20 protein-coding genes and 1 riboswitch are annotated in these 22,497 nt (G+C 29.1%); all 20 genes read left to right on the forward strand.

Annotation, left to right across the window (positions count from 1 at the left end):
* The first annotated feature begins 2 nt into the window (after window positions 1-2).
* The 20 genes from IC173_RS09900 (at window position 3) to tsaD (ending at window position 22,301) form a co-directional block, all read left to right on the forward strand.
* Window positions 3-785 (forward strand): ComF family protein, encoded by a 783-nt coding sequence (locus IC173_RS09900; protein WP_227851676.1) that lies wholly within the window; start codon window positions 3-5, stop codon window positions 783-785.
* Between the two features lie 343 nt (window positions 786-1,128).
* A complete protein-coding gene (locus tag IC173_RS09905) occupies window positions 1,129-3,033 on the forward strand; it encodes a BglG family transcription antiterminator (protein ID WP_227434551.1) in 1,905 nt (634 codons plus the stop codon).
* Window positions 3,034-3,172: 139 nt separating this feature from the next.
* Window positions 3,173-3,481: a PTS lactose/cellobiose transporter subunit IIA gene (locus tag IC173_RS09910; protein WP_227483559.1), complete on the forward strand. Its 309-nt coding sequence runs from the start codon at window positions 3,173-3,175 to the stop codon at window positions 3,479-3,481.
* A gap of 26 nt (window positions 3,482-3,507) precedes the next feature.
* Window positions 3,508-3,834 carry a PTS sugar transporter subunit IIB gene (locus IC173_RS09915; RefSeq protein ID WP_227434553.1) on the forward strand — a complete coding sequence of 109 codons (327 nt, stop codon included), beginning with the start codon at window positions 3,508-3,510 and terminating at the stop codon, window positions 3,832-3,834.
* A gap of 38 nt (window positions 3,835-3,872) precedes the next feature.
* Complete coding sequence (gene celB, locus IC173_RS09920) at window positions 3,873-5,207, forward strand: PTS cellobiose transporter subunit IIC (RefSeq protein WP_227434554.1); 1,335 nt, start codon at window positions 3,873-3,875, stop codon at window positions 5,205-5,207.
* Between the two features lie 10 nt (window positions 5,208-5,217).
* Entirely contained in the window at window positions 5,218-5,736 is a 519-nt protein-coding gene (locus tag IC173_RS09925; RefSeq protein WP_227434555.1) for a GrdB-related putative oxidoreductase, read from the forward strand.
* Window positions 5,737-5,790: 54 nt separating this feature from the next.
* Window positions 5,791-6,789, forward strand: a complete 999-nt coding sequence (locus IC173_RS09930; RefSeq protein WP_413927546.1) for a N(4)-(beta-N-acetylglucosaminyl)-L-asparaginase — start codon at window positions 5,791-5,793, stop codon at window positions 6,787-6,789.
* A 53-nt stretch (window positions 6,790-6,842) separates the two neighbouring features.
* Window positions 6,843-7,895, forward strand: a complete 1,053-nt coding sequence (locus IC173_RS09935) for a Sapep family Mn(2+)-dependent dipeptidase (protein ID WP_227434557.1) — start codon at window positions 6,843-6,845, stop codon at window positions 7,893-7,895.
* A 2-nt stretch (window positions 7,896-7,897) separates the two neighbouring features.
* A complete protein-coding gene (locus IC173_RS09940; protein ID WP_227434558.1) occupies window positions 7,898-8,572 on the forward strand; it encodes a copper homeostasis protein CutC in 675 nt (224 codons plus the stop codon).
* A 564-nt stretch (window positions 8,573-9,136) separates the two neighbouring features.
* Window positions 9,137-9,688: a ribosome hibernation-promoting factor, HPF/YfiA family gene (hpf, locus tag IC173_RS09945; protein WP_227434559.1), complete on the forward strand. Its 552-nt coding sequence runs from the start codon at window positions 9,137-9,139 to the stop codon at window positions 9,686-9,688.
* Between the two features lie 131 nt (window positions 9,689-9,819).
* A complete protein-coding gene (secA, locus tag IC173_RS09950) occupies window positions 9,820-12,495 on the forward strand; it encodes a preprotein translocase subunit SecA (protein ID WP_227483554.1) in 2,676 nt (891 codons plus the stop codon).
* Window positions 12,496-12,509: 14 nt separating this feature from the next.
* Window positions 12,510-13,617 (forward strand): peptide chain release factor 2 gene (gene prfB, locus IC173_RS09955; protein ID WP_227434561.1). Its coding sequence is split into 2 segments (ribosomal slippage): window positions 12,510-12,584 and window positions 12,586-13,617, totalling 1,107 coding nucleotides; the frame shifts between segments, so codons are not numbered across the junction.
* 146 nt (window positions 13,618-13,763) lie between these two features.
* Complete coding sequence (locus IC173_RS09960; RefSeq protein ID WP_227483553.1) at window positions 13,764-15,905, forward strand: Tex family protein; 2,142 nt, start codon at window positions 13,764-13,766, stop codon at window positions 15,903-15,905.
* Between the two features lie 147 nt (window positions 15,906-16,052).
* Window positions 16,053-17,219 (forward strand): amidohydrolase, encoded by a 1,167-nt coding sequence (locus tag IC173_RS09965; RefSeq protein WP_227483552.1) that lies wholly within the window; start codon window positions 16,053-16,055, stop codon window positions 17,217-17,219.
* A gap of 59 nt (window positions 17,220-17,278) precedes the next feature.
* A riboswitch (FMN riboswitch) is annotated at window positions 17,279-17,396 on the forward strand.
* A 125-nt stretch (window positions 17,397-17,521) separates the two neighbouring features.
* Window positions 17,522-18,127 carry an ECF transporter S component gene (locus IC173_RS09970; protein WP_227483551.1) on the forward strand — a complete coding sequence of 202 codons (606 nt, stop codon included), beginning with the start codon at window positions 17,522-17,524 and terminating at the stop codon, window positions 18,125-18,127.
* Between the two features lie 336 nt (window positions 18,128-18,463).
* Window positions 18,464-19,504, forward strand: coding sequence for a DUF4116 domain-containing protein (locus tag IC173_RS09975; protein ID WP_227855485.1), 1,041 nt, complete (start codon window positions 18,464-18,466; stop codon window positions 19,502-19,504).
* Window positions 19,505-19,644: 140 nt separating this feature from the next.
* Entirely contained in the window at window positions 19,645-20,097 is a 453-nt protein-coding gene (gene tsaE / locus IC173_RS09980) for a tRNA (adenosine(37)-N6)-threonylcarbamoyltransferase complex ATPase subunit type 1 TsaE (RefSeq protein ID WP_227434566.1), read from the forward strand.
* On the forward strand, window positions 20,097-20,813 hold the full coding sequence (gene tsaB / locus IC173_RS09985) for a tRNA (adenosine(37)-N6)-threonylcarbamoyltransferase complex dimerization subunit type 1 TsaB (RefSeq protein WP_227855486.1): 717 nt from the start codon (window positions 20,097-20,099) through the stop codon (window positions 20,811-20,813). The genes tsaE and tsaB overlap by 1 nt, the downstream gene beginning before the upstream one ends.
* Window positions 20,803-21,279, forward strand: coding sequence for a ribosomal protein S18-alanine N-acetyltransferase (rimI, locus tag IC173_RS09990; RefSeq protein ID WP_227824877.1), 477 nt, complete (start codon window positions 20,803-20,805; stop codon window positions 21,277-21,279). Before tsaB ends, rimI begins: the two co-directional genes overlap by 11 nt.
* A gap of 5 nt (window positions 21,280-21,284) precedes the next feature.
* The gene (gene tsaD, locus IC173_RS09995) at window positions 21,285-22,301 is read left to right on the forward strand and encodes a tRNA (adenosine(37)-N6)-threonylcarbamoyltransferase complex transferase subunit TsaD (protein WP_227855487.1); all 1,017 of its coding nucleotides are present in this window, start codon (window positions 21,285-21,287) and stop codon (window positions 22,299-22,301) included.
* Window positions 22,302-22,497 lie beyond the last annotated feature (196 nt).

The following is a 22,497-nucleotide window of genomic DNA, read 5'->3' on the forward strand; positions in this document are numbered from 1 at the left end:
ATATGAAAATATGCAATGATAATTTTATTAAGAGTCTTAGAAATCTAATTAATAAATGTCTGGATTTTATTTATCCTGAAAATATAAATTGCATAATTTGTGATAAATCAATAAAAAAAACTAATACCTATTCAGTCTGTAAAAGTTGTTTTAATGAAATGAATTTTATACTGAATGGGTGTATAAAATGTGGAAAGCCAATAATACATCATTCACTTGAAAAAGAATTTATTGAAGGATGTAGCTATTGTTTTGATAAAAGTTTTTATTTTGACAAGTCAATCTCCTGTATTGAATACAACGAGATAACTAAAAAAATAATATTAGGATTAAAGTACAATCAAAAAACATTTATGGCTAAATACATAGCGCAAATAATGAAAGAAAAGTTGGATTTAGAAAATGTGAAATTTGATTATATATTATTTGTTCCACTTCATAAGAAAAGACTTAATAAAAGAGGATTTAACCAAGCACAAAAAATAGCTTTGAGTTTGAGTAAAATAATCAATGTTCCAATGTTAGATTGTATATCCAGGGAAAAAAATACAAGGATGCTTTATAAGTTAAGTAAACAAGAGAGAAAAAAGGAATTAAAAAATGTATTTGCTGTTAATGAAAATATTAAATTAATAAATAATAAAAATGTACTTTTGATAGATGATATATTTACAACTGGCGTGACAACAAATGAAATATCTAAGATTTTAAAGTTATCTGGTGTTAATAAGGTTTTTGTAATGACGTTGCTTACAAGAGCAAATGACAACTACGTTATGGAATAATCTTATATATTGACAATTTTACTTTAAAATATTAAAATGAATAAGTGATATTTAGGTCTGTGGTTGAAAGTCCAAGCCAGTCGCAGGCAAAAGGATCCACGTAAGTTAACACTAAAAATTGGGTTAATGAGCATGGTGCGGCTTAGAAGTAAGACCTACCGATAATAAAATCGAGAGAGAGTAGTAGTGCGGCGAACCCAAGCGAACCCTCCAGTAGGCGAGTGTGGGGTCAAAGACCAGGTCAGCTAAATATCATATTAAAAGAGAGCTAGCATAATGTTTTTATGTGTAGCTCTTTTTTATATATAATAAATTTAGATTGAATCATAAAGAGGTGATATATATGAACAAAAGACAAGAGAACTTGTTGACAGTATTGCTATTGAAAGAAGAATTTATAAATATCAATGACATTGCTAACGATTTTGAGTGCTCAGAGAGAACAATAAGAAATGATTGTAAGTACATTGATGAATGGTTGTCTACTTTTTGTAGTGCTTATATTAAAAGAAAGCCTAAAATAGGAATTAAGTTTAGTGGAGATGATACAGATAAAATAATAGTAAATCAGAAGTTAAGAGGTGAAGTTAAAAGAGTAAATAGTGAACTCCATAAACAAGTTGAGATATTGAATCTATTACTTTGCAATAATAAGAAGATTACCTTAAATGATTTGTCCAATAAATTGTATATAAATAAAAATATTGTTAGGGAAGAAATAAATACATTATCAGTAGAATTAAGTAATTATAATTTGAAAATTTCAACTAAAACGGGCAGTGGTATATGTATTGAGGGAAATGAGAAAGACATAAGGATAATGTTAGTGGCATTTTTATTTAAATATATAGATAAATACAGACTAAACATGGATGAAATAGAATATTTCCATATAGTAGACATAATAGTTGTCAAAAATATAATGTCTATAATAGAAGATAAAATGGATATAAGACTTACAGATGTTTCATTCAGGCAATTGATGTTATTTTTACTTATAAATATCATACGAATAAGGTTGGGGAATTCTTTTGAAATAGTAAATATTAAAAAAGAATTAAAGTTAGAAATTCTTATATTAGATATAGAAAATGAGTTGAAATCCAGTCTATCTATAGTATTAAACCATGAAGAAAAATTATTTATAGAATCACTAATACTTGGCATGAATAAACAAATAAATAGTAAAGATACTAAAAAATCACTATACCTTAATGAAGAATTATCAGAGTATACAAAAAGAATTATAAATCTGGTATCAGAAGAATCGGGTATAAACTTTAATAATGATATATTGCTTTATGACCAATTAATATGTCACTTAAATGTTACAATGCACCAAATGCAAAGTAACGTTTATTTGGAAAATCCACTTTTAGATAATATAAAAAATAAATTTTGTTTTTTATTTACAGTAATTTCAAATTCAATAGGAATTGAGCAAAAAGGAACACAAATAACTGAAGATGAAATAGGTTATCTTACTCTTCACTTTCAAACATCTTTAGAAAGAAAAAGTAATAAGAGAGAATCAACTAAAAAAGCAAGTATCGTATGCCCATTTAGTTTTGGAGTAAGTATGTTACTAAAAGTAAAGATAGAAAAGAGATTTAATAATATAGAAATAGTCGAAACACTAAGGGAAGAAGATTTAAGAAGAGATAACTTCAATAAAATGATAGATTTTATAATTGCATTTCAAGAATATGAAAATGTACAAAAGCCAATTTTTATAACAACACCACTATTTACTGATGAAGATGAAAATAAACTCAAAGAATTTACCAACAAAATAAAAGAAAAAGATACATCATATAAACTTATGAATAGATTAATGATGTCTGATTATTTAATAAGAGAGCTAGAACATAATGATATTTATGAGGCTATAGCATACTTAACTAATTTATTAATCGAAAAGCATTATGCAGATAAAGAATATTTAAATTCTATTATAGAGAGAGAAAAGGCATATCCAACTAATGTTGGGAAAGGAATATTATTTCCTCATGGAGATATGAAGTATATAAAACAATCTGTCTTATGTTTTGCAAGATTGAAAACACCAATAAAAATTAGAAATGGAAAATACATAAAGATTATACTTTTATTAGCTTATAAAAAAGATGATGATAGAAAAGTATTTAGAGAATTATTCAAAGAAATATCTAAATTGACAGAAGATGAAAATATGCTTGATGTGCTAAGTAAATGTGATATTAAAAATATAAAAAATATTCTTATATAAATTTATATCAAAATGTGAATAAGCACAAAATTTTCCATGTAGTGGAAAAAGTTGTGCATGTTTTTTTGTTTTTATAAGATATTATATATCTATCAGATAGAAATCAGTTAAAAGTAGACAAGTAATTTAGGAGGAAGAAATGGAAGAAATAGTATTAAAGATTATAATTCATGCTGGAAATGCAAAATCTATGCTTTATGAAGCTCTTGATTGTGCAAAGGAAAACGATTTTGAAAAGGCTGATGAATTAATCGAAAGTGCAAATGAAGAAATATTAAAAGCACATAAAGTACAAACAGAACTTATACAAAAGGAAGCAGGAGGAAATAAATCAGATATATCTATTTTACTAATTCACTCTCAAGACCATTTAATGACTTGTATGAGTGAAAGAAACCTTATAAAAGAAATGATAGTGCTAAGAAAAGAAATTCAAAAATTAAAATAAAAAGTAATTAAGGGGGATTTAAGATAATGAAGAGAAAAGTATATTTATTTTGTAGTTTTGGTATGTCAACAAGCTTACTTGCAGGAAAGATGCAGAAAGTAGCAGATGAACACAATTTACCAATAGAAGTAGAAGCATTTCCAATAGCAGAAATTGATAAGATAGTTGCAGAGAAGAATCCAGATTGTATATTGTTAGGACCTCAAGTTAAATACATGCTAAAGGAGTTAAAGCCAAAGTTTGAAGCTCAAGGAAAGCCTGTGGATATAATAAACGAAACTGATTATGGAACTATGAATGGAGAAAAAGTACTAAAGCTTGCTATAAAATTAATAAAATCTAAACAAGCTTAAAATATAGTAAAAAGATACTGAGAAATGAGGGTGGATAGATGAATAAATTGGAAAGAATACTTATGCCGTTGGCTGAAAAAATAGGTAAAAATAAATTATTAATTGCAATTAGAGATGGTTTTTTAGTATCATCACCATTATTGATAATAGGGTCATTATTTTTATTAGTAGCAAACTTCCCAATAAAAGGATGGGACGAATTTGTAGGTCAAATTTTTGGTCCAGATTGGGCAGTAAAATTACAACAGCCAACTATAGCGACTTTTGAAGTAATGACTTTACTTGCAGTTTTAGGAATTGGTTACTCTTATGCTAAACAAATAGATGTAGACCCAATTGCATCAGCAGCAGTTGCAATAGTCGCCTTTTTTATAGTTACACCATTTGTAATACCATATACACCAGAAGGAACAAAGGCAGTCTATATGGTAACTGGTATCCCATTAGGTTGGATGGGTTCTAAGGGAATGTTTGTAGGAATGATAACCGCAATAACATCTGTTAAGTTATTTGCAGTAGTTGTCAAAAAAGGGTGGACATTGAAGATGCCAGATGGAGTTCCTCCAACTGTTTCAAAATCATTTGCTGCATTAATACCAAGTGCAATAGTTATGGTAGTTTTCTTTTTAGTTAAGATTGCTTTTGAAGCTACACCATATGGAAGTATACATGAATTTATATTTAAGTTTTTACAAATGCCATTATTAAAATTAGGAAATAGTTTAGGTGCTATGGCAATAGCTTATATATTCTTACATTTATTCTGGTTCTTTGGAATAAATGGTAGTAGTGTTGTTGGAGCTGTCTATAATCCAATATTAAAAATTTTATCAGCTGAAAATTTAGCGGCTTTTCAAGCTGGTTCAAAAATACCAAACATAATAACTGGTCAATTCCAGGATATGTTTGCAACATTTGGTGGGGCAGGTAGTACACTATCCTTAATTATAGCTATGTTACTTATATGCAAAAGTAAACGTATAAAATCAATGGGTAAATTATCAATTTTACCAGGGATATTTGGAATAAATGAGCCATTAATATTTGGTCTACCAATAATGCTTAACCCAATATTATTGATACCATTTGCAATAGTTCCAACAATAAACATAATAATAGCTTATTTCTGTATGTCAGCAGGATTAGTACCACTTACAAATGGAGTTCAATTACCATGGACAACTCCAATTATATTCTCTGGATTTCTAACAACAGGATGGCAAGGTGCTTTATTACAAATAATACTTCTTGTACTAGGAATATTTATGTACATGCCATTTATAAAGATGTTAGATAAACAATATTTAAAAGAAGAAAAAACAAATGTTGAAGAGGAAGATGATGATATATCTTTTGATGATTTAGTATTATAGGAGGAAAATTATGAAGAAAATAGTTATGATATTGGATCAAATACAAGCAGGTGCAGGTGGGAAAGAAAAAAGCAATATACCTCCTGCTGGAAAATCAAGTCCATTAGGTCCAGGTGTAATGATGGAACCATTTTTAAAAGAATCTAAAGTAATAGCGACACTTTTCTGTGGGGATGAATTTTTTATAAACAATGAAGAAGAAGTGACAAATAAAATGATAGCTATGGTTAAAAAGTTAAATCCTGATGTAGTAATTTGTGGACCAAGTTTTAACTATGAAAATTTTTCTAAGATGTCAGCAATATTATCTAAAAATATAAATAATAAAACAGATATACCAGCTTTTGCAGCTATGTCAGAAGAAAATACATACGTAATAAACGAATACAAAAATGATATATGTATAGTTAAGACACCTAAAAAAGGTGGAATTGGTCTTAATGATTCACTAAACAATATATGTAAATTAGCAAATTCAATAGCAAATAAAGAAGACATAACTTTAATGAAAGAAGAATTTTGTTATTAATTAACACTTTACTAGGGGACAGGTTTAAGTAAAATATTATTTACATTAAAGTATGTGGATAGAGTTTCTATAATTAAGGAGGGATTTTCTGATATGTGGGGAATGATAGCAACATGGAGAATGGCTATAGAAGGAATCACTGAAGCATCAGAACATTTAGAAAAAGGAATGGAAGCAGGAGATGCTGTAGAACTTGCTGTAAGAAGAGTCGAAGATTATCCATTCTATAAATCGGTTGGATATGGAGGACTTCCAAATGAAAATTGTGAAGTAGAACTTGATGCTGCATTTATGGATGGAAACACACTAGATATAGGAGCAGTTGCAGGTATAAGAGATTATTCTAACCCTGTCAGCATAGCTAGAAAACTAAGTTATGAGAAAGTGAATAATTTCTTAGTTGGAATCGGAGCTGAAGAATATGCCCATAAAAATGGATTTGAAAGAAAAAATATGTTAACAGATAGAGCGAAACTACATTATAAGAAGAGAAAAAAAGAAACTTTAGATAAAGGATTAAGCCCATATGCTGGTCATGATACTGTTGGGATGATATCTTTAGATAGAGATGGAAAGATGTGTGCAGCAACCTCAACAAGTGGTCTATTTATGAAGAAAAGAGGTAGAATAGGAGATTCTGCACTATCTGGTTCAGGGTTTTTCGTTGATAGTAACATAGGAGGGGCTACAGCTACTGGTCTTGGAGAAGATTTGATGAAAGGGTGTATATCATATGAGATAGTTAGACTTATGAAAGAAGGAAAACATCCACAAGAGGCATGTGATATAGCAGTAAATGAGTTAGATGAACAACTTATCAAAAGACGAGGAAAAGCTGGAGACTTATCATTAGTTGCTATGAATAATAAAGGAGAATGGGGAGTAGCTACAAACATAGCTGACTTTACATTCTCAGTAGCTACTAAAGCAGAAGAACCTACAGTGTATATATCAAATAGAATAGATGGTAAAACTATACATAAGGTTGTGTCAAACGAGTGGATGGAAGCATATGAAGCTAGGATAAAGGCTCCAATAGAAGTGAGTGAATAAAGTTTGTATTTATGCAGCAAAGTAGAGTCTTTAATATTTAAAAGGAGATTTTTATGAATATTATAAACAATAAAGTAGACGAGATAAAAGAACATTTATTAAGTGATATTGTAGATATTGTAAAAATACCTAGCGTTGAAGGGGAGTCAGAAAATGACTTCCCTTTTGGCGAAAAGGTAGGAAAAGCACTCAATAAAGCACTAGAAATTTCAAGAAAATTAGGCTTTAAAGTTAGAAACTTAGACAATTATATTGGTTATGCAGAATATGGAGATAGCGAAGATTATATCTGTGTAATTGGCCACGTAGATGTAGTACATGAAGGGGAAAATTGGATATATCAACCTTATGGAGGAGAAATATATAATGGAAAAATCTATGGTAGAGGGGTATTAGATAATAAAGGACCTATAATGTGTGCTTTATATGGATTATATGTTATTAAGGAATTAGGTTTAAAGTTAGATAAAAAAGTTAGGATAATTTTTGGCACAAATGAAGAAAGTGGATTTAAAGATATACCATATTATTTAAAAAATGAAAAACCTCCTATAATGGGGTTCACACCAGATTGCAAATATCCTGTTGTATATGGTGAAAAAGGTATGGCGAAAATTATAATCAAAAATAACTGTAACTATAAGGAAGATACATTTTTAAGCTTTATAGAAAATATGTCTGAAAAGGTGATTGTCACAAATAAAGAGTTACATAAAGAGAATAGTTACATAATACTTGAGATAAAGGTAAAATATGAATTTAGTTATAAACTAGAAGATGTCTTAGATGAAATAAAATCTAATTTTCCCAATGATACAGAGATAGAAGTAATTTCTAATTTTAACCCTGTATATTTTGATAAGGATAGTAAGCTTGTTAAAAAACTTCAAATAGCTTATGAAAGAGTAACATCATTAGATGGTACTCCAGTAACAACTAATGGAGGTACATATGCAAAAGTAATGCCAAATATAGTTCCATTTGGACCTTCGTTTCCAGGACAAAAAGGAATAGCACATAATCCTGACGAATATATGGATATAGATGATATAATCTTAAATGCAAAGATATTTTCAAATGCAATATATGAATTAGCAAAGGAGTAGTTATGCTAGAGATAATAGGAATGACAGTAGAAGACGCTAAGATTATAGAAGATTGTGGCGCAGATAGAATAGAATTAGTTAGTGCTTTAACTGAAGGAGGGCTAACACCAAGTTTTGGACTTATAGAAAGTGTTGTTAACAGTGTAAAGATACCTGTGAACGTAATGATAAGACCACATGCTAAAAGCTTTGTATATAGTAAAGAAGACATAAATATAATGTTAAAAGATATAAATACAGTCAAAAAGATTGGAGCTAATGGAGTTGTATTTGGAATGTTAGACAAGAATAATAATATAGATGAAGAAAATTTAAATTTTTTGTTGCAATATTGCGATAATCTTGATGTTACATTTCATAGAGCAATAGATGAATCAAATACAATAGAAAGTGTTAATCTTTTAAAGAATTATGACAGAATTACAAATATATTAACGTCAGGGGGAAAGGGAAGTATAAGAGAGAATATAAAAATTATAAAAGATATGATGCTTAACTCTAATAATATAAAAATTCTTTTAGGTGGAGGTCTTAATTTTAATAATATAGTTGAAATAAAGGGAGTAACTAAGGCAAATAATTTTCATTTTGGTACAGCTGTTAGAATAGATAAAAATCCATTTGAAGATATAGACAGACAAAAGCTAAAACAATTAGTGGATATAATTTCGAAATAATATAAACATATATAATTTATATAACTTATTAGATTAAATAAAGAGTGTTAGTCAATTGTAGTTTGGGTATATGAATATTATGAGTATTGATTAAGAAATTATTGTTATGATGCTTTACTACTTTTAGATAATTTTGAAGTTAAACTAAATAGTGAAAGAAAAAATGAAATATGGAGGTTTTAGAAGGTGGATAACTATGAAAAATTTATAAAAGTTAAGTAACATATAATACATATAATTTCCTAAAATTACCACTTTATGACATGAATTCACATATTAATAAACAATTATTGGAGATATTTGTGGATAGAAAGGATAATAAAAATAGCTTTAAATACACAGGAACAAGAGTTATTAACAGTTTTATCCACATTATCCACAGGGTATTGTTATAATATTAATCCACATAAGCATTAAGGTGATTAAAAATGAAAAATAATTCTATCAATTGAATAGAAAAAATCACAAAAGTTAATAATAAAAGAAGGATTATGAGATTTCGTGTAGAATATATTATTAAGTATAAATTTTCTTATACTGGCATAATTGAAGGGAGATGTACTTATGAACATAATTATATCTGGAAAACAAATCGAATTAACTGATGCAATAAAAAATAAAATCGAAAGCAAGTTAAGTAAGTTAGATAATTACATTCATCCAGACACTGATGTAAAGGTTACAGTAAGTGCTAAAAAAACAAGACAAAAAATAGAAGTAACAATAGCTACTGTAAATGGTCCTATAATTAGAGCAGAAGATATGCAGGAGAATTTATACACAGCTATAGATGTTGTATATGATAAATTAAGCAAACAATTAAAAAAATATAAAAAGAGATTACAAGATAAGCATCAAGACAATAAGAGTATAAGATTCCAAGATGCAGAGATAAATCTAGCAGATGAACAAGAAGATTATGAAGATGAAAATCAAGATATAGTAATTCAAAGACGTAAGAAATTTAGTGTTAAGCCAATGAGCGAAGAAGAAGCTGTATTACAAATGGAATTAGTAGGACATGATTTCTATATGTTCAAGAATATAGATTCAGATGAAATAGCTGTAGTTTATAAACGTCATAATGGCGGATATGGTATAATAGAACATGAATAAAGCAATTTAGATTTAATCATATTAGCTATCGATAAATTATTTATCGATAGCTTTTTAAATTAATATTAAAAGTATAGTTTTTATGGTAAAATGAATAATAGTACAATAAAGAACGAGGAGAGATGTAAAATATGAGCTTTATGGATAGTTTATTCAACATGGCAGATAAAAAAGAATTGAAAAAGTTCAATAAGACTGTTGATATAATAGATTCATTAGAACCTAAATTTGAATCTATGGCAGACTCGGAACTTAAAAATATGACAAATACATTTAAAGAAAGATTAGAAAATGGAGAAAGTATAGATGATATACTTCCAGAAGCATTTGCAGTAGTCAGAGAGACTTCTAAAAGAGTATTAGGTCTTAGACACTACAGAGTTCAAATGATTGGAGGTATAGTATTACATCAAGGAAGAATAGCTGAGATGAAAACAGGTGAAGGTAAAACTTTGGTTGCAACTGCTCCTGTTTATTTGAATGCTCTTACTGGAAAAGGTGTACATGTTGTAACGGTAAATGATTATCTTGCAAAACGTGATAGAGACCAAATGGCAAAAGTTTATGAGTTTTTAGGAATGAGTGTAGGTGTTATTGTACATGGTCAAAATCCAAAAGTTAGAAAAGAACAATATGATTGTGATATAACTTATGGTACAAATAATGAATATGGATTTGACTACTTAAAAGACAATATGGTAATACACAAAGAGCAAAGAGTTCAAAGAGGATTAAATTATGCGATAGTGGATGAGGTCGACTCTATACTTATAGATGAGGCTAGAACACCACTTATTATATCTGGGCCTGGAGATAAATCAACTCACCTATATTCAGATGCAAATACATTTGTGTTAACTTTAAAACCTGATGACTATGAATTAGAAGAAAAAGATAAGGCTGTATCTCTAACAGCATCAGGTATACAAAAAGCAGAAGTATATTTTAATGTTGATAATATAACAGATATATCTCATACAGAGTTATATCACCATATAAATCAGGCTTTAAGGGCACATGTAATAATGAAAAAAGATGTTGATTATGTTGCTAAAGATGGAGAAATAGTAATAGTTGATGAGTTTACTGGTAGACTTATGTTTGGTAGAAGATATTCAGAAGGCTTGCATCAAGCAATAGAAGCAAAAGAAGGTCTTAAAATACAGAGAGAATCTAAAACACTAGCTACTGTAACATTCCAAAATTACTTTAGAATGTATAAAAAACTTTCAGGTATGACTGGTACAGCAAAAACAGAAGAAGAAGAGTTTAAAGCAATATATAAAATGGATGTCTTCCAAGTGCCTACTAATAAGCTTATGGTAAGAGAAGACTTGCCAGATTGTGTATATAAAAGTGAGATAGGTAAATTTAATGCTGTAGCTGAAGAAATAATTGAAAGACATAAAGTTAATCAACCAATACTTGTAGGTACAGTTTCGATAGAAAAGTCAGAACTACTATCACAAATATTAAAGAAAAAAGGTATTAGACATGAAGTATTAAATGCTAAACACCATGATAAAGAAGCAGAAATAATAGCTCAAGCAGGTAGACTTGGAGCTGTTACAATAGCTACTAACATGGCTGGTCGTGGTACTGATATAGTTTTAGGTGGGAATCCAGATTTCTTAACTAAGAGAGAAATGAGAAGAAATGGATTTAAAGAAGATGTAGTAAATAGAGTTGATACTCCAATAGAAGGAATACCTGTGGCAGGAAATGAAATTTTATTTGAAGCTAGAGCAGAGTACGAAAGATTATATAAACAATTTAAGCAACAAACAGAAGACGAACAAAAACAAGTAGTAGAAGCAGGTGGACTTGCTATAATTGGTACAGAAAGACATGAATCTCGAAGAATAGATAACCAGTTAAGAGGTCGTGCTGGTCGTCAAGGTGACCCAGGTAGCTCAAGATTTTATATAGGTCTTGATGATGACCTTATGAGATTGTTTGGAAGCGATAGAATATCTGGAATCGTAAATAAAATAGGTCTTGAAGAAGACATGCCTATAGAACATAGAATATTATCTAAGTCTATTGAAGGTGCACAAAAGAAAGTCGAAGGTAAAAACTTTGGAATAAGAAAACATGTACTTCAATATGATGATGTTATGAATAAGCAAAGAGAAATAATATATGCAGAGAGAAAACGTGTATTAGAAGGTGAAGATTTACAAGAGCAAGTACAATCAATGACTCATTCTATAATAGAAGAATCAGTGACTCTTTATACACAAGATAAAGGATTTGATGAAGAAGGATTTAAGGAACATATGTATAATCTGTTCTTACCAAAAGGTAGTATAGAAATTCCAGAGATAGAAAAGCTTAATCCAGTTGAAATAACAGAAAAAGTTTATGAAATAGCTATGAAGATATATACTGCAAAAGAAGAACAAATAGGTTATGAAAGAATGAGAGAAGTTGAGAGAGTTATCTTACTTCAAGCTGTTGATAATCATTGGATAGACCATATAGATGCAATGGATCAATTACGTCAAGGTATAGGGCTTCGTGCTGTAGGTCAACAAGACCCAGTTATTGCTTATAAAATGGAAGGTTTTGATATGTTTGATGAGATGAATAAACATATCAAAGAAGATACTGTAAGATATTTATTTAATATAACAATAGAGGCTCCAGTAGAAAGAAAAGCAGTTGTAGATGTTGAAAATCTAACTTCTCCCTCAGATGGAACTCTTCCAACAATCAAAACTATTAAAAAAGATGAAAAAGTTGGAAGAAATGATTTATGTCCTTGTGGAAGTGGTAAGAAATATAAAAACTGTTGTGGAAGATAGTTTTGGAGGATTAAATGTTAAAGATACAAGAGTATAGACATAGTGTGGAGCAAATAGCTTCAAATTTAGAAGAATTGAGGGTTTCTCTTTGACGTAGCTTCATTGATGGAAAAGATAAAAATTAATGAAGAGAAGATAAATAAACAAGATTTTTGGAATGACAATGAAGTAGCGCAAAAAGTACTTCAAGAAAACAAAGCTTTAAAAGAAACTATAGATGAATATGAAAGTCTAAAAAACTTATTAGAAGATGTAGAAGTATTGATTGAAATAGGCCTAGAAGAAGAGGATGATTCTGTTGAAAAGGATATAGAAATGTCTATAGAATCAATAGAAGAAAAATTATCTGAGATGAAAATAAAAACTCTTTTAAATGGCGAGTATGATAAAAATAATGCTATATTATCTATAAATGCTGGAACTGGGGGTCTAGATGCTCAAGATTGGGCTCAGATGCTTTTAAGAATGTATATAAGATGGGCAGAAGGTAAGGGTTATAAAGTTAAGCTTTTAGATATAATATCAGACCCTGAAGCGGGAATAAAGACAGCTACAATTCTTGTAGAAGGAACCAACACTTATGGATATTTAAAAAGTGAAAAAGGGGTTCATAGATTGGTAAGAATATCTCCATTTGATCCATCAGGAAAGAGACATACTTCATTTGCTTCTATAGATGTAACACCAGAGTTAGATGAAAATATAGAAGTAGAAATTAATTCATCAGATTTGAAGATAGACACATATAGAGCGTCTGGTGCTGGAGGACAACATGTAAACACAACTGATTCAGCTGTTAGAATAACACATATTCCTACTGGTGTAGTGGTTCAGTGTCAAAATGAAAGGTCTCAACATTTAAATAAAGATAGAGCTATGAGACTTTTGATGGCAAAATTGATAGAGTTAAAAGAATTAGAGCAAAAGGAAAAAATAGAAGATATACAAGGCAAATACTCACAAATAACGTGGGGTAGCCAAATTAGGTCCTATGTTTTCCAACCATATAAGTTAGTTAAAGACCATAGGACAAATGCTGAGTTTGGAAATGTAGATAGTGTGATGAATGGGAATATAGACTTGTTTATCAACGAATACTTAAAAATGAATAAGACAGTTTAATAAACAATGTACAGTAATTAAGATAGATATATAAGAAGGTTAGTGCTTACTATGCACTTTACAGCACTTAGGCTGAGGACTACAACCCTCAGCCTTCGTTCTGTTTGTTATACTTATGAAAAAACTAACATTAGGAGTGAAAAAAATTGGATATAAATCAAATCTTAAAAAATGAATTTAATCTCAAAGATGAACAAATAAATAATACGCTAAAGCTTATTGATGAAGGAAATACAATACCATTTATAGCTAGATACAGAAAAGAAATGACTGGTGAGATGAGTGATGTCACATTAAGGGAATTCTATGAAAAATTGATGTATCTAAGAAACCTTCAAAGTAGAAAAGATGATGTAGTTAGATTAATAGATGAACAAGGAAAATTAACAGATGAGATAACACAAAATATAGAAAAAGCAAAAACACTACAAGAAGTAGAAGATATATATGCTCCATATAAACAAAAGAAAAGAACTAGAGCAACAATAGCAAAAGAAAAAGGGTTAGAAAATCTAGCAGTATCAATACTAGAGAGTAATCTAGATAATATAGATTTAGAGGCGAAGAGTTATATAAATGAAGAAAAAGAAGTAACTTCTGTTGAGGATGCCTTAAAAGGTGCAAGAGATATAATTGCAGAAACAGTTTCAGATGATGCGAAGATTAGAAAATACATAAGAGAGCTTGCTTTAAGAGAAGGAATGATAGTTAGTAAAAGTTCTACTGATGAGAAATCAGTTTATGATATGTATTATGATTATAGTGAAGCAGTGAAAAGTATGGCTCCACATAGAGTTTTAGCAATAAATAGAGGAGAAAAAGAGAATTTTTTAAAAGTCAAATTAGAAATAAATAATGATAAAGTTTTAAATTATATAGTAAATGAATATGTAAATGATAAAAACTTTAAGAATAAAGATGAAATTGTAAATTCAATAGAAGATTCATATAAAAGATTAATTTTCCCATCGATAGAAAGAGAAATAAGAAATCATCTGACAGAAATAGCTCAAGAAAGGGCTATAAGTGTATTTGGAAAAAATGTTAAAAGTTTATTACTTCAACCACCAGTTAAAGATAAAGTAGTTATGGGATTTGACCCTGCATTTAGAACTGGTTGCAAAATAGCGGTTGTAGATAAAAATGGTAAATTATTGGACTATACAACAGTATATCCAACAGACCCTCAAAATAATGTAGAAGGGGCAAAGAAGACTTTAAAAGAATTAATTGAAAAATATAATATAGACATAATTTCAATAGGAAATGGGACAGCATCAAGAGAGTCAGAAACATTTGTGTCAGAAATGATAAAAGAGATAGATAGAGACGTTCAATATGTTATAGTCAGCGAAGCTGGTGCATCAGTTTACTCAGCATCTGAACTCGCAAATGAAGAACATCCAGATATAAATGTATCAATAAGAGGAGCTATATCTATAGCGAGAAGACTACAAGACCCCTTAGCAGAACTTGTGAAAATAGACCCTAAGAGTATAGGTGTAGGCCAATATCAACATGACTTAAATAAGAAGAGATTAGAAGAAGTATTAAATGGAGTTGTTGAGGATTCCGTAAATAGTGTTGGAGTAGATTTAAATACTGCATCATATTCTCTATTAGAGCATATTGCAGGAATAAGTAAGGTTATCGCAAAAAATATAATAGCATATAGAGAAGAAAATGGAGACTTTACATCAAGAGTACAACTGAAAAAAGTAAAAAGACTTGGCCCTCAAGCATTTACTCAATGTGCTGGATTTATGAGAATCTTAGATGGAAAGAATCCTCTAGATAATACAGGTGTACATCCTGAAAGTTATGATATATGCAAAAAAATGATTGAAATAATAGGATATTCTTTGGATGATGTAAAAAATAAAAATATAGAAGAAATAGATGAAAAAGTTAAGGAAAATGGTTTGAGAGAATTAAGTGAAAAATTGGAAGTAGGCCAAGTTACTTTAAGAGATATCATAGCTGAGATTAAAAAACCAGGAAGAGACCCAAGAGAAGAAGGAATAAAGCCTATACTTAGAACTGATGTCCTAAAAATTGAAGATATACAAGAAGGGATGTCTTTAAAAGGTACAATAAGAAATGTTGTAGATTTTGGAGCATTTGTAGATATTGGAATAAAAAATGATGGGCTAGTTCATAAATCAGAAATGAGTAATAGCTTTGTAAAAGACCCTATGAGTATTGTTACAGTAGGTGATATAGTAGATGTAAAGGTAATTGGAATTGATTTAAATAAAAAAAGAGTTGCATTATCAATGAAAAAATAGGTTAATTTATGTTTAGTTATGATACTTATGTGTAACAATTATAAATGTAAGTAGCATAATAAAAAATTTAAGAAATTATGAAATGAGACTGTAAAGAGATAATATTTAAAATAGTTAGTATAGTATTGAAAATCAGGAGGAAAATGAATGGTTTTTATAAAAAATGGTAATATAAATACCATAACAAATGGAATAATTCAGGGAGATATACTTATAGACCAAGGAAAAATAATAGAGATAGGAAAAGACTTAATAGCACCTTTAGATGTAGAGGTGATAGATGCAAGTGGTAAATTTGTGTTTCCAGGGTTTATAGATGCCCATACTCATTTAGGATTGTGGGAAGATGGTATAGGATTTGAAGGAGCAGATGGAAATGAAGAAACTGACCCAATAACACCACAATTAAATCCTATAGATGGGGTTAATCCAATGGACAGAACATTTAAAGAAGCTTTTGAAGGTGGTATAACTTCTGTATGTACAACTCCTGGAAGTGCAAATGTTATGGGAGGTCAATGTATAGCTATAAAGACCTATGGGAAAAGAATTGATAAAATGGTAATAAAAAATCCAGTAGCATCTAAAATAGCCTTTGGAGAAAATCCAAAAAGCTGTTATGGTCAAGATGATAAATCTCCACAAACTAGAATGGCAATAGCTTCATTACTTAGAGAGAATCTTAAAAAAGCAGAAGAATATTTAGAGGAAGTCGACCTGTATGAAAGTCATGATGATGAAGATTGTGAAAAACCTGAATATGATATAAAAATGGAAAGTTTAATACCCGTTTTAAGAGGAGAAATTCCTTTTAAAGCACATGCCCATAGAGCTGATGATATGTTCACAGCCATAAGGATTGCAAAAGAGTTTAATTTAAAGCTTACATTAGACCATTGTACAGAAGGTCATCTTATAGTGGAGGAGCTATTGGAAGAAGGATTTCCTGTAATAGTAGGGCCATCATTATCAGAAAGGTCTAAATTTGAACTTAGAAATTTAACGTTTAATACAGCTGGAATACTTTCAAATGCAGGACTTGATGTATGTATAATGACAGACCATCCAGTAATACCAGTTCAATATCTTCCAATATGTGCAGGGATAGCAGTTAAGCATGGAATGAAAGAAGAAAAAGCAATAGAATCCATTACAATAAATCCAGCTAAGACTCTAGGAATTGAAGATAGAGTAGGTTCTATAGAAGTTGGTAAAGATGCAGATATAGTAATTTGGGATAATTCTCCACTAGAGATTCAAAGTAATGTACTTTACACTATAATAAATGGGAAAGTAGTGTATGAAAAAAAATAACTTGACAATTATTAAAAAATTAACTAATATAAGAGTGTAAGGAAAATTAAAAAATCAAAGAAGATCTTCGGGGCAGGGTGAGATTCCCTACCGGCGGTATAGCCCGCGAACTACTTATGTGGTTGATTTGGTGAAATTCCAAAGCCGACAGTAAAGTCTGGATGAGAGAAGATATTTATGGAATATAAATAAGTTTATTTTAGTTTGTTTAAACTATATCCATAAAAACTCGAAGATAAGGTCTTCGAGTTTTTTGTTTTTCCTAAAAAAATATAAATATATTTATTAGGAGGATAATAATTATGCAAAGTACAGCAAAAAGAAGTAATATGATTTCAACAAGAACTTTAGTAGTAATGTCAATTTTATCAGCAATATCTTATTTACTAATGTTTATTCAAGCACCAATACCAGGTATATTTCCAGATTTCTTAAAAATTGACTTATCAGATATTCCAGCAATATTTGGAGGGATGTCTTTAGGACCATTAGTTGGATTTGGAATAGTTGTAGTAAAAAATATACTACAAGCGATTACAGCAACAACAACTGTAGGAGTAGGAGAGTTTGCAAATATATTAATTGGTGGTTCTTATGTAATGATACTTTGTTATTCATATAAGAAAAGGAAAGATTTAAAAGGCATATTAATTGGATTTGTATTAGGAACAATAGCTATGACTATAATTGGCTCAGTGTTAAATTACTTTGTAATGTTACCACTTTATGGTCAATTTATGGGACTAGATGCTATAATAGGGTTAGGTTCAGCTATAAATCCTAAGATTCATGACCTATTTACTTTTGTAATTTGGATGATAGCTCCATTTAATGTACTAAAAGCTGTGATAATATCTTTAGTAACATTACCACTTTATAAAAAAATGGGAAATGTAATAAAAAAATAATCAGACAAGAAAATATAAAATTTTAAAATTAAATATATTGGAAAGCCATAATTTATTTATAACTTCAGTCTCATGTTGTGATTGATGTATTAAATACATTATGGCTTTATTAATTTATCAAAAAATGTATTTAAAATAAGAAATATTTAGACAGATTTAATTTTTAAAATAAAGGAAGAATTAAAACGATTAACTATTAAAATACTAAAAAGGTATCTACAATATGCAGAGCGAATTCATAATAAACAAAAAATAAAGTTATTATTAAGAATAAATAATGTTTTGAACTGTAATTCTTAATAAAAACTAATTTAACGATGATAGGAGAGTAGATTTATGAAAGTATGTAAAAAAATGAAAAAAGTATTTTTAGACGATAAAGGGTATTATTTTAATAGTGATTGGGAAAATATTCATATAGGCATTGATAGTAAAATGTTAGGAGATTCTTTAAAGTATATTACGAATGAATATATTGAAAATATGGAAAGAGTGAAGTATGACTATCATGAATTAGAAAATATAAATAATCAAACAGATGGTATGTGTATTTTAGCTATAAGACAGAATTATAAAGCTTTGAAGTATGTAAAAGAGCAAACAGAAGAATTATGTTTAGAAGCTATAAGGTACAATTATAGAGCACTTGAATATGTAAAAGAACAAACTGAGTATATATGCCTTGAAGCAATAAAAAAAGATTGCAATGCACTTAAGTATGTAAGAAGTCAAACAGAAGAACTTATTATAAAAGCAATAAGATGTTCTTCTAATATAGATGTTGTAAGTATATTAAAAGCTTTAGAGGTTCAAACAATAAAAATATGTTTAGAAGCAATTAAAAAAGATGGCAGGTGTCTTGCATATGTTAGAGAACAAAGTGAAGAATTATGTATAGAAGCAATAAAACGAAACTATAAAGCACTTAAATATGTACAAAACCAAACAGAAAAAATGTGTATTGAAGCTGTAAGTCAAAATGGTATGGCATTACAATATGTAAATCAGCAGACAGAAAGAATATGTTTAGAAGCAGTTAAACAAGATGGAAGAAGCCTACAATTTGTTAATAATAAGACAGAAGAAACATGTATAAGAGCTATAAGATACTTGGATAAAAAGTACAATATTAAAGATGTACTAAATTACATAGATAACTATACAGAAGAGATATGTACAGAGATTGTAAGACAAAATGGAAAGATGCTTATGTATATAAAGAATCAAACAGAAAAAATGTGCATTGAAGCAGTAAAAGAAAATTATAAATCTCTCAAGTATGTAAAAGAGCAATCAGAGGAAATATGTAAAGAAGCCCTGAAACAAAATTGTAAGGCAAAAGAATATGTAAGGATTGCTATTGATGATTATATATAAGTTTTAATAGAATCATCAATATTGAAAGATAAACAAAAAAGATAAATAGAAGTACTTTATAATAGTTGGGGCTTATACTATAATTAATTAAGCAGTGATATAAATTCACACGACGATTATATCAAGATGGAGATGAATTAATGGCAAAAATATATTTAGAAAATGAAAGTAAAACTAGAGAAATAGGATATAAATTAGGTAAATTATTAAAAGAAGGTAGTGTAATTTGTTTAGTGGGGGATTTAGGAGCTGGAAAGACGACAATGACACAAAGCTTAGCAGACTCATTAGGTATAAATGATTATATAACAAGCCCAACTTTTACTATAATAAACGAATATGAAGGAAAAATACCTTTGTATCATTTTGATGTTTATAGAATTGGTAGTAGTGATGAAATGTATGATATTGGATATGATGAATATATAAATTCAAATGGAATCTGTATAATTGAATGGGGTAATTTAATAGAAGATATACTTCCAAAAGAATATTTAAACATAGAATTAAGGTACAAAGATGAAGGAAGAGAAATGATATTAACTCCAAAAGGAGATTATTATAAAAGTATAGTTGAGGAGTTGATTAAATAATGAAGATATTAGGTATAGATACATCTTCTATGGCAGCAAGTGTAGCAGTTGTTGAAGATGATAATTTAATCTGTGAGTTTACAGTAAATAACAAAAAAACTCATTCACAAAAGCTTATGCCAATGATAGAAAATATGTTGGATATAAGTGATTTAAACATAAAAGAGATGGATTTGTTAGCTATATGTATAGGCCCTGGTTCATTTACAGGTCTTAGAATAGGTATGGCTACAGTAAAAGCTATAGCCCATGTAAATAATCTACCAATAATAGCAGTAAATTCTTTAGAATCTTTAGCAGGTAATATGAATTTATGTAAAAGAAAAATATGCTCTATATTAGATGCACAAAAAAATCAGGTGTATTCAGCTAAATATAAGTTTGAAGATGGAGAGTTAATAGAGTTAGATAGTGTCGATGTTGTAGAATTTGAAACTTTACTAAAGGAAATTAAATCAAGTGATGAAGAATTTATAATAGTTGGAGAAGCTGTTTATAAATATAAGGATGAGCTAGAAAACGTAAAAAATATAAAGATACCTTCACCAGCTCATAATGTATCTAAAGCAGGAAGCTTATGTTCTGTAGCACTAAATAAATATAGTAAAAATATAGATGTACATACTTGTTATACAATAAACCCTATGTATATCAGAAAATCTCAGGCCGAAGTACAATATGACGAAAAAATGAAGAGGATAAATAATGAAAGATAATACAAAACAAATAATAGATGATGTAAAAATAGAAGAAATGACTATTAAAGATATAGATGAAGTTTTTGAAGTGGAAAAAAATTGTTTTGAAGATTATTGGTCAAAAGAATCTTTTAGAAAAGAGTTATCTAATGAAGTAGCAAAGTATATAGTAGCAAAACTAGATGGAAAAGTAGTTGGATATGTTGGAATTTGGCTTATACTTGATGAAGGTCATATAAATAATGTGGCTGTTCATAGTGACTATAGAGGCAAAAAAATAGGAGATAAGTTAATAAAAAGATTAGTTGATTTATGTAAAGATAATAATATTGCGTCTATGACATTAGAAGTTAGAGCATCAAATAAAATAGCACAAAATCTATATAGAAAATATGGATTTAAAATGGGTGGAATCAGAAAAGAATACTATAATGATAACAAAGAAGATGCAATTATAATGTGGAATCAATTAAAAGAGGTGTAGAGTTTATGGGTGATATAATAACATTAGCTATAGAGAGTAGCTGTGATGAAACAGCTGCATCAGTTTTAAAAAATGGTAGAGAAGTACTTTCAAACATAATCTCTACTCAAATAGAAACACATAAAAAGTTTGGCGGAGTAGTACCAGAGGTGGCTTCAAGAAAACACGTTGAAAATATTGATATAGTTGTTCAAGAAGCTTTAGATGGGGCAAATATAGGATTTAATAATATAGACCACATTGCAGTTACATATGGCCCAGGACTAGTAGGGGCTTTATTAGTAGGATTATCTTATGCTAAAGCACTTGCATATACATTGGATATTCCTCTTGTAGGAGTAAATCATATTGAAGGACATCTAAGTGCAAACTATATAGAGCATAAAGATTTAAAACCTCCTTTTATAACATTAATAGTATCTGGAGGTCATACTCACTTAGTAGAAGTTAAAGATTATGGTAAATATGAAATTTTAGGAAAGACTAGAGATGATGCATCTGGAGAAGCCTTTGATAAGATTTCAAGGGCTATGAATTTGGGGTATCCAGGAGGACCTATTATTGATAATTTAGCTAAAAAAGGGAATAAGCATGCTATAGAATTTCCAAGAGCTTATTTAGAAGATGATAGCTATGACTTTAGTTTTAGTGGTCTAAAATCTTCTGTATTAAATTATTTAAATGGAAAAAGGATGAAAAACGAAGAAATAGTAGTTGAAGATGTTGCTGCATCTTTTCAAGAAGCAGTAGTTGAAGTTTTAGCTACTAAAGCATTAAAAGCGACAAAAGATAAAGGTTATGATGTTATAACTCTTTCTGGTGGAGTTGCTTCCAACTCTGGTCTTAGAGCTAAAATAACAGAACTTGCAAAAGAGAGTGGAATTATAGTTAAATATCCTCCTTTAATTTTATGTACAGATAATGCTGCTATGATAGGTTGCGCAGGATATTATAATTTTATAAACAATAAAACACATGATATGAGTCTGAATGCAGTTCCAAATCTTAAGATAAACCAGTAATATAAACTAAGTTTAAAAATATATTGAGCAAGTATTTTTATAAAATTAAATATAGTATATGTTAAAGCTTAAAACAAGACAATGGACAATCTTTATATTTTAATAAATCAGTAGGTTTTTAGATATTTAGATATAAGGTAAATTTATGGTCTAAAATGTTTTAAGTTTTATTTTTTTGTAGAAAGATTATTTTAGA

The organism is Clostridioides sp. ES-S-0048-02 (assembly GCF_020658495.1).
GTDB lineage: Bacteria > Bacillota > Clostridia > Peptostreptococcales > Peptostreptococcaceae > Clostridioides.

What these genes read in the sequence shown, in the direction of transcription:
- IC173_RS09900 (WP_227851676.1), top strand. Translation starts at nt 3, where the DNA reads ATGAAAATATGCAATGATAATTTTATTAAGAGTCTTAGAAATCTAATT.
- IC173_RS09905 (WP_227434551.1), top strand. Translation starts at nt 1,129, where the DNA reads ATGAACAAAAGACAAGAGAACTTGTTGACAGTATTGCTATTGAAAGAA.
- IC173_RS09910 (WP_227483559.1), top strand. Translation starts at nt 3,173, where the DNA reads ATGGAAGAAATAGTATTAAAGATTATAATTCATGCTGGAAATGCAAAA.
- IC173_RS09915 (WP_227434553.1), top strand. Translation starts at nt 3,508, where the DNA reads ATGAAGAGAAAAGTATATTTATTTTGTAGTTTTGGTATGTCAACAAGC.
- celB (WP_227434554.1), top strand. Translation starts at nt 3,873, where the DNA reads ATGAATAAATTGGAAAGAATACTTATGCCGTTGGCTGAAAAAATAGGT.
- IC173_RS09925 (WP_227434555.1), top strand. Translation starts at nt 5,218, where the DNA reads ATGAAGAAAATAGTTATGATATTGGATCAAATACAAGCAGGTGCAGGT.
- IC173_RS09935 (WP_227434557.1), top strand. Translation starts at nt 6,843, where the DNA reads ATGAATATTATAAACAATAAAGTAGACGAGATAAAAGAACATTTATTA.
- IC173_RS09940 (WP_227434558.1), top strand. Translation starts at nt 7,898, where the DNA reads ATGCTAGAGATAATAGGAATGACAGTAGAAGACGCTAAGATTATAGAA.
- hpf (WP_227434559.1), top strand. Translation starts at nt 9,137, where the DNA reads ATGAACATAATTATATCTGGAAAACAAATCGAATTAACTGATGCAATA.
- secA (WP_227483554.1), top strand. Translation starts at nt 9,820, where the DNA reads ATGAGCTTTATGGATAGTTTATTCAACATGGCAGATAAAAAAGAATTG.
- IC173_RS09965 (WP_227483552.1), top strand. Translation starts at nt 16,053, where the DNA reads ATGGTTTTTATAAAAAATGGTAATATAAATACCATAACAAATGGAATA.
- IC173_RS09970 (WP_227483551.1), top strand. Translation starts at nt 17,522, where the DNA reads ATGCAAAGTACAGCAAAAAGAAGTAATATGATTTCAACAAGAACTTTA.
- IC173_RS09975 (WP_227855485.1), top strand. Translation starts at nt 18,464, where the DNA reads ATGAAAGTATGTAAAAAAATGAAAAAAGTATTTTTAGACGATAAAGGG.
- tsaE (WP_227434566.1), top strand. Translation starts at nt 19,645, where the DNA reads ATGGCAAAAATATATTTAGAAAATGAAAGTAAAACTAGAGAAATAGGA.
- tsaB (WP_227855486.1), top strand. Translation starts at nt 20,097, where the DNA reads ATGAAGATATTAGGTATAGATACATCTTCTATGGCAGCAAGTGTAGCA.
- rimI (WP_227824877.1), top strand. Translation starts at nt 20,803, where the DNA reads ATGAAAGATAATACAAAACAAATAATAGATGATGTAAAAATAGAAGAA.
- tsaD (WP_227855487.1), top strand. Translation starts at nt 21,285, where the DNA reads ATGGGTGATATAATAACATTAGCTATAGAGAGTAGCTGTGATGAAACA.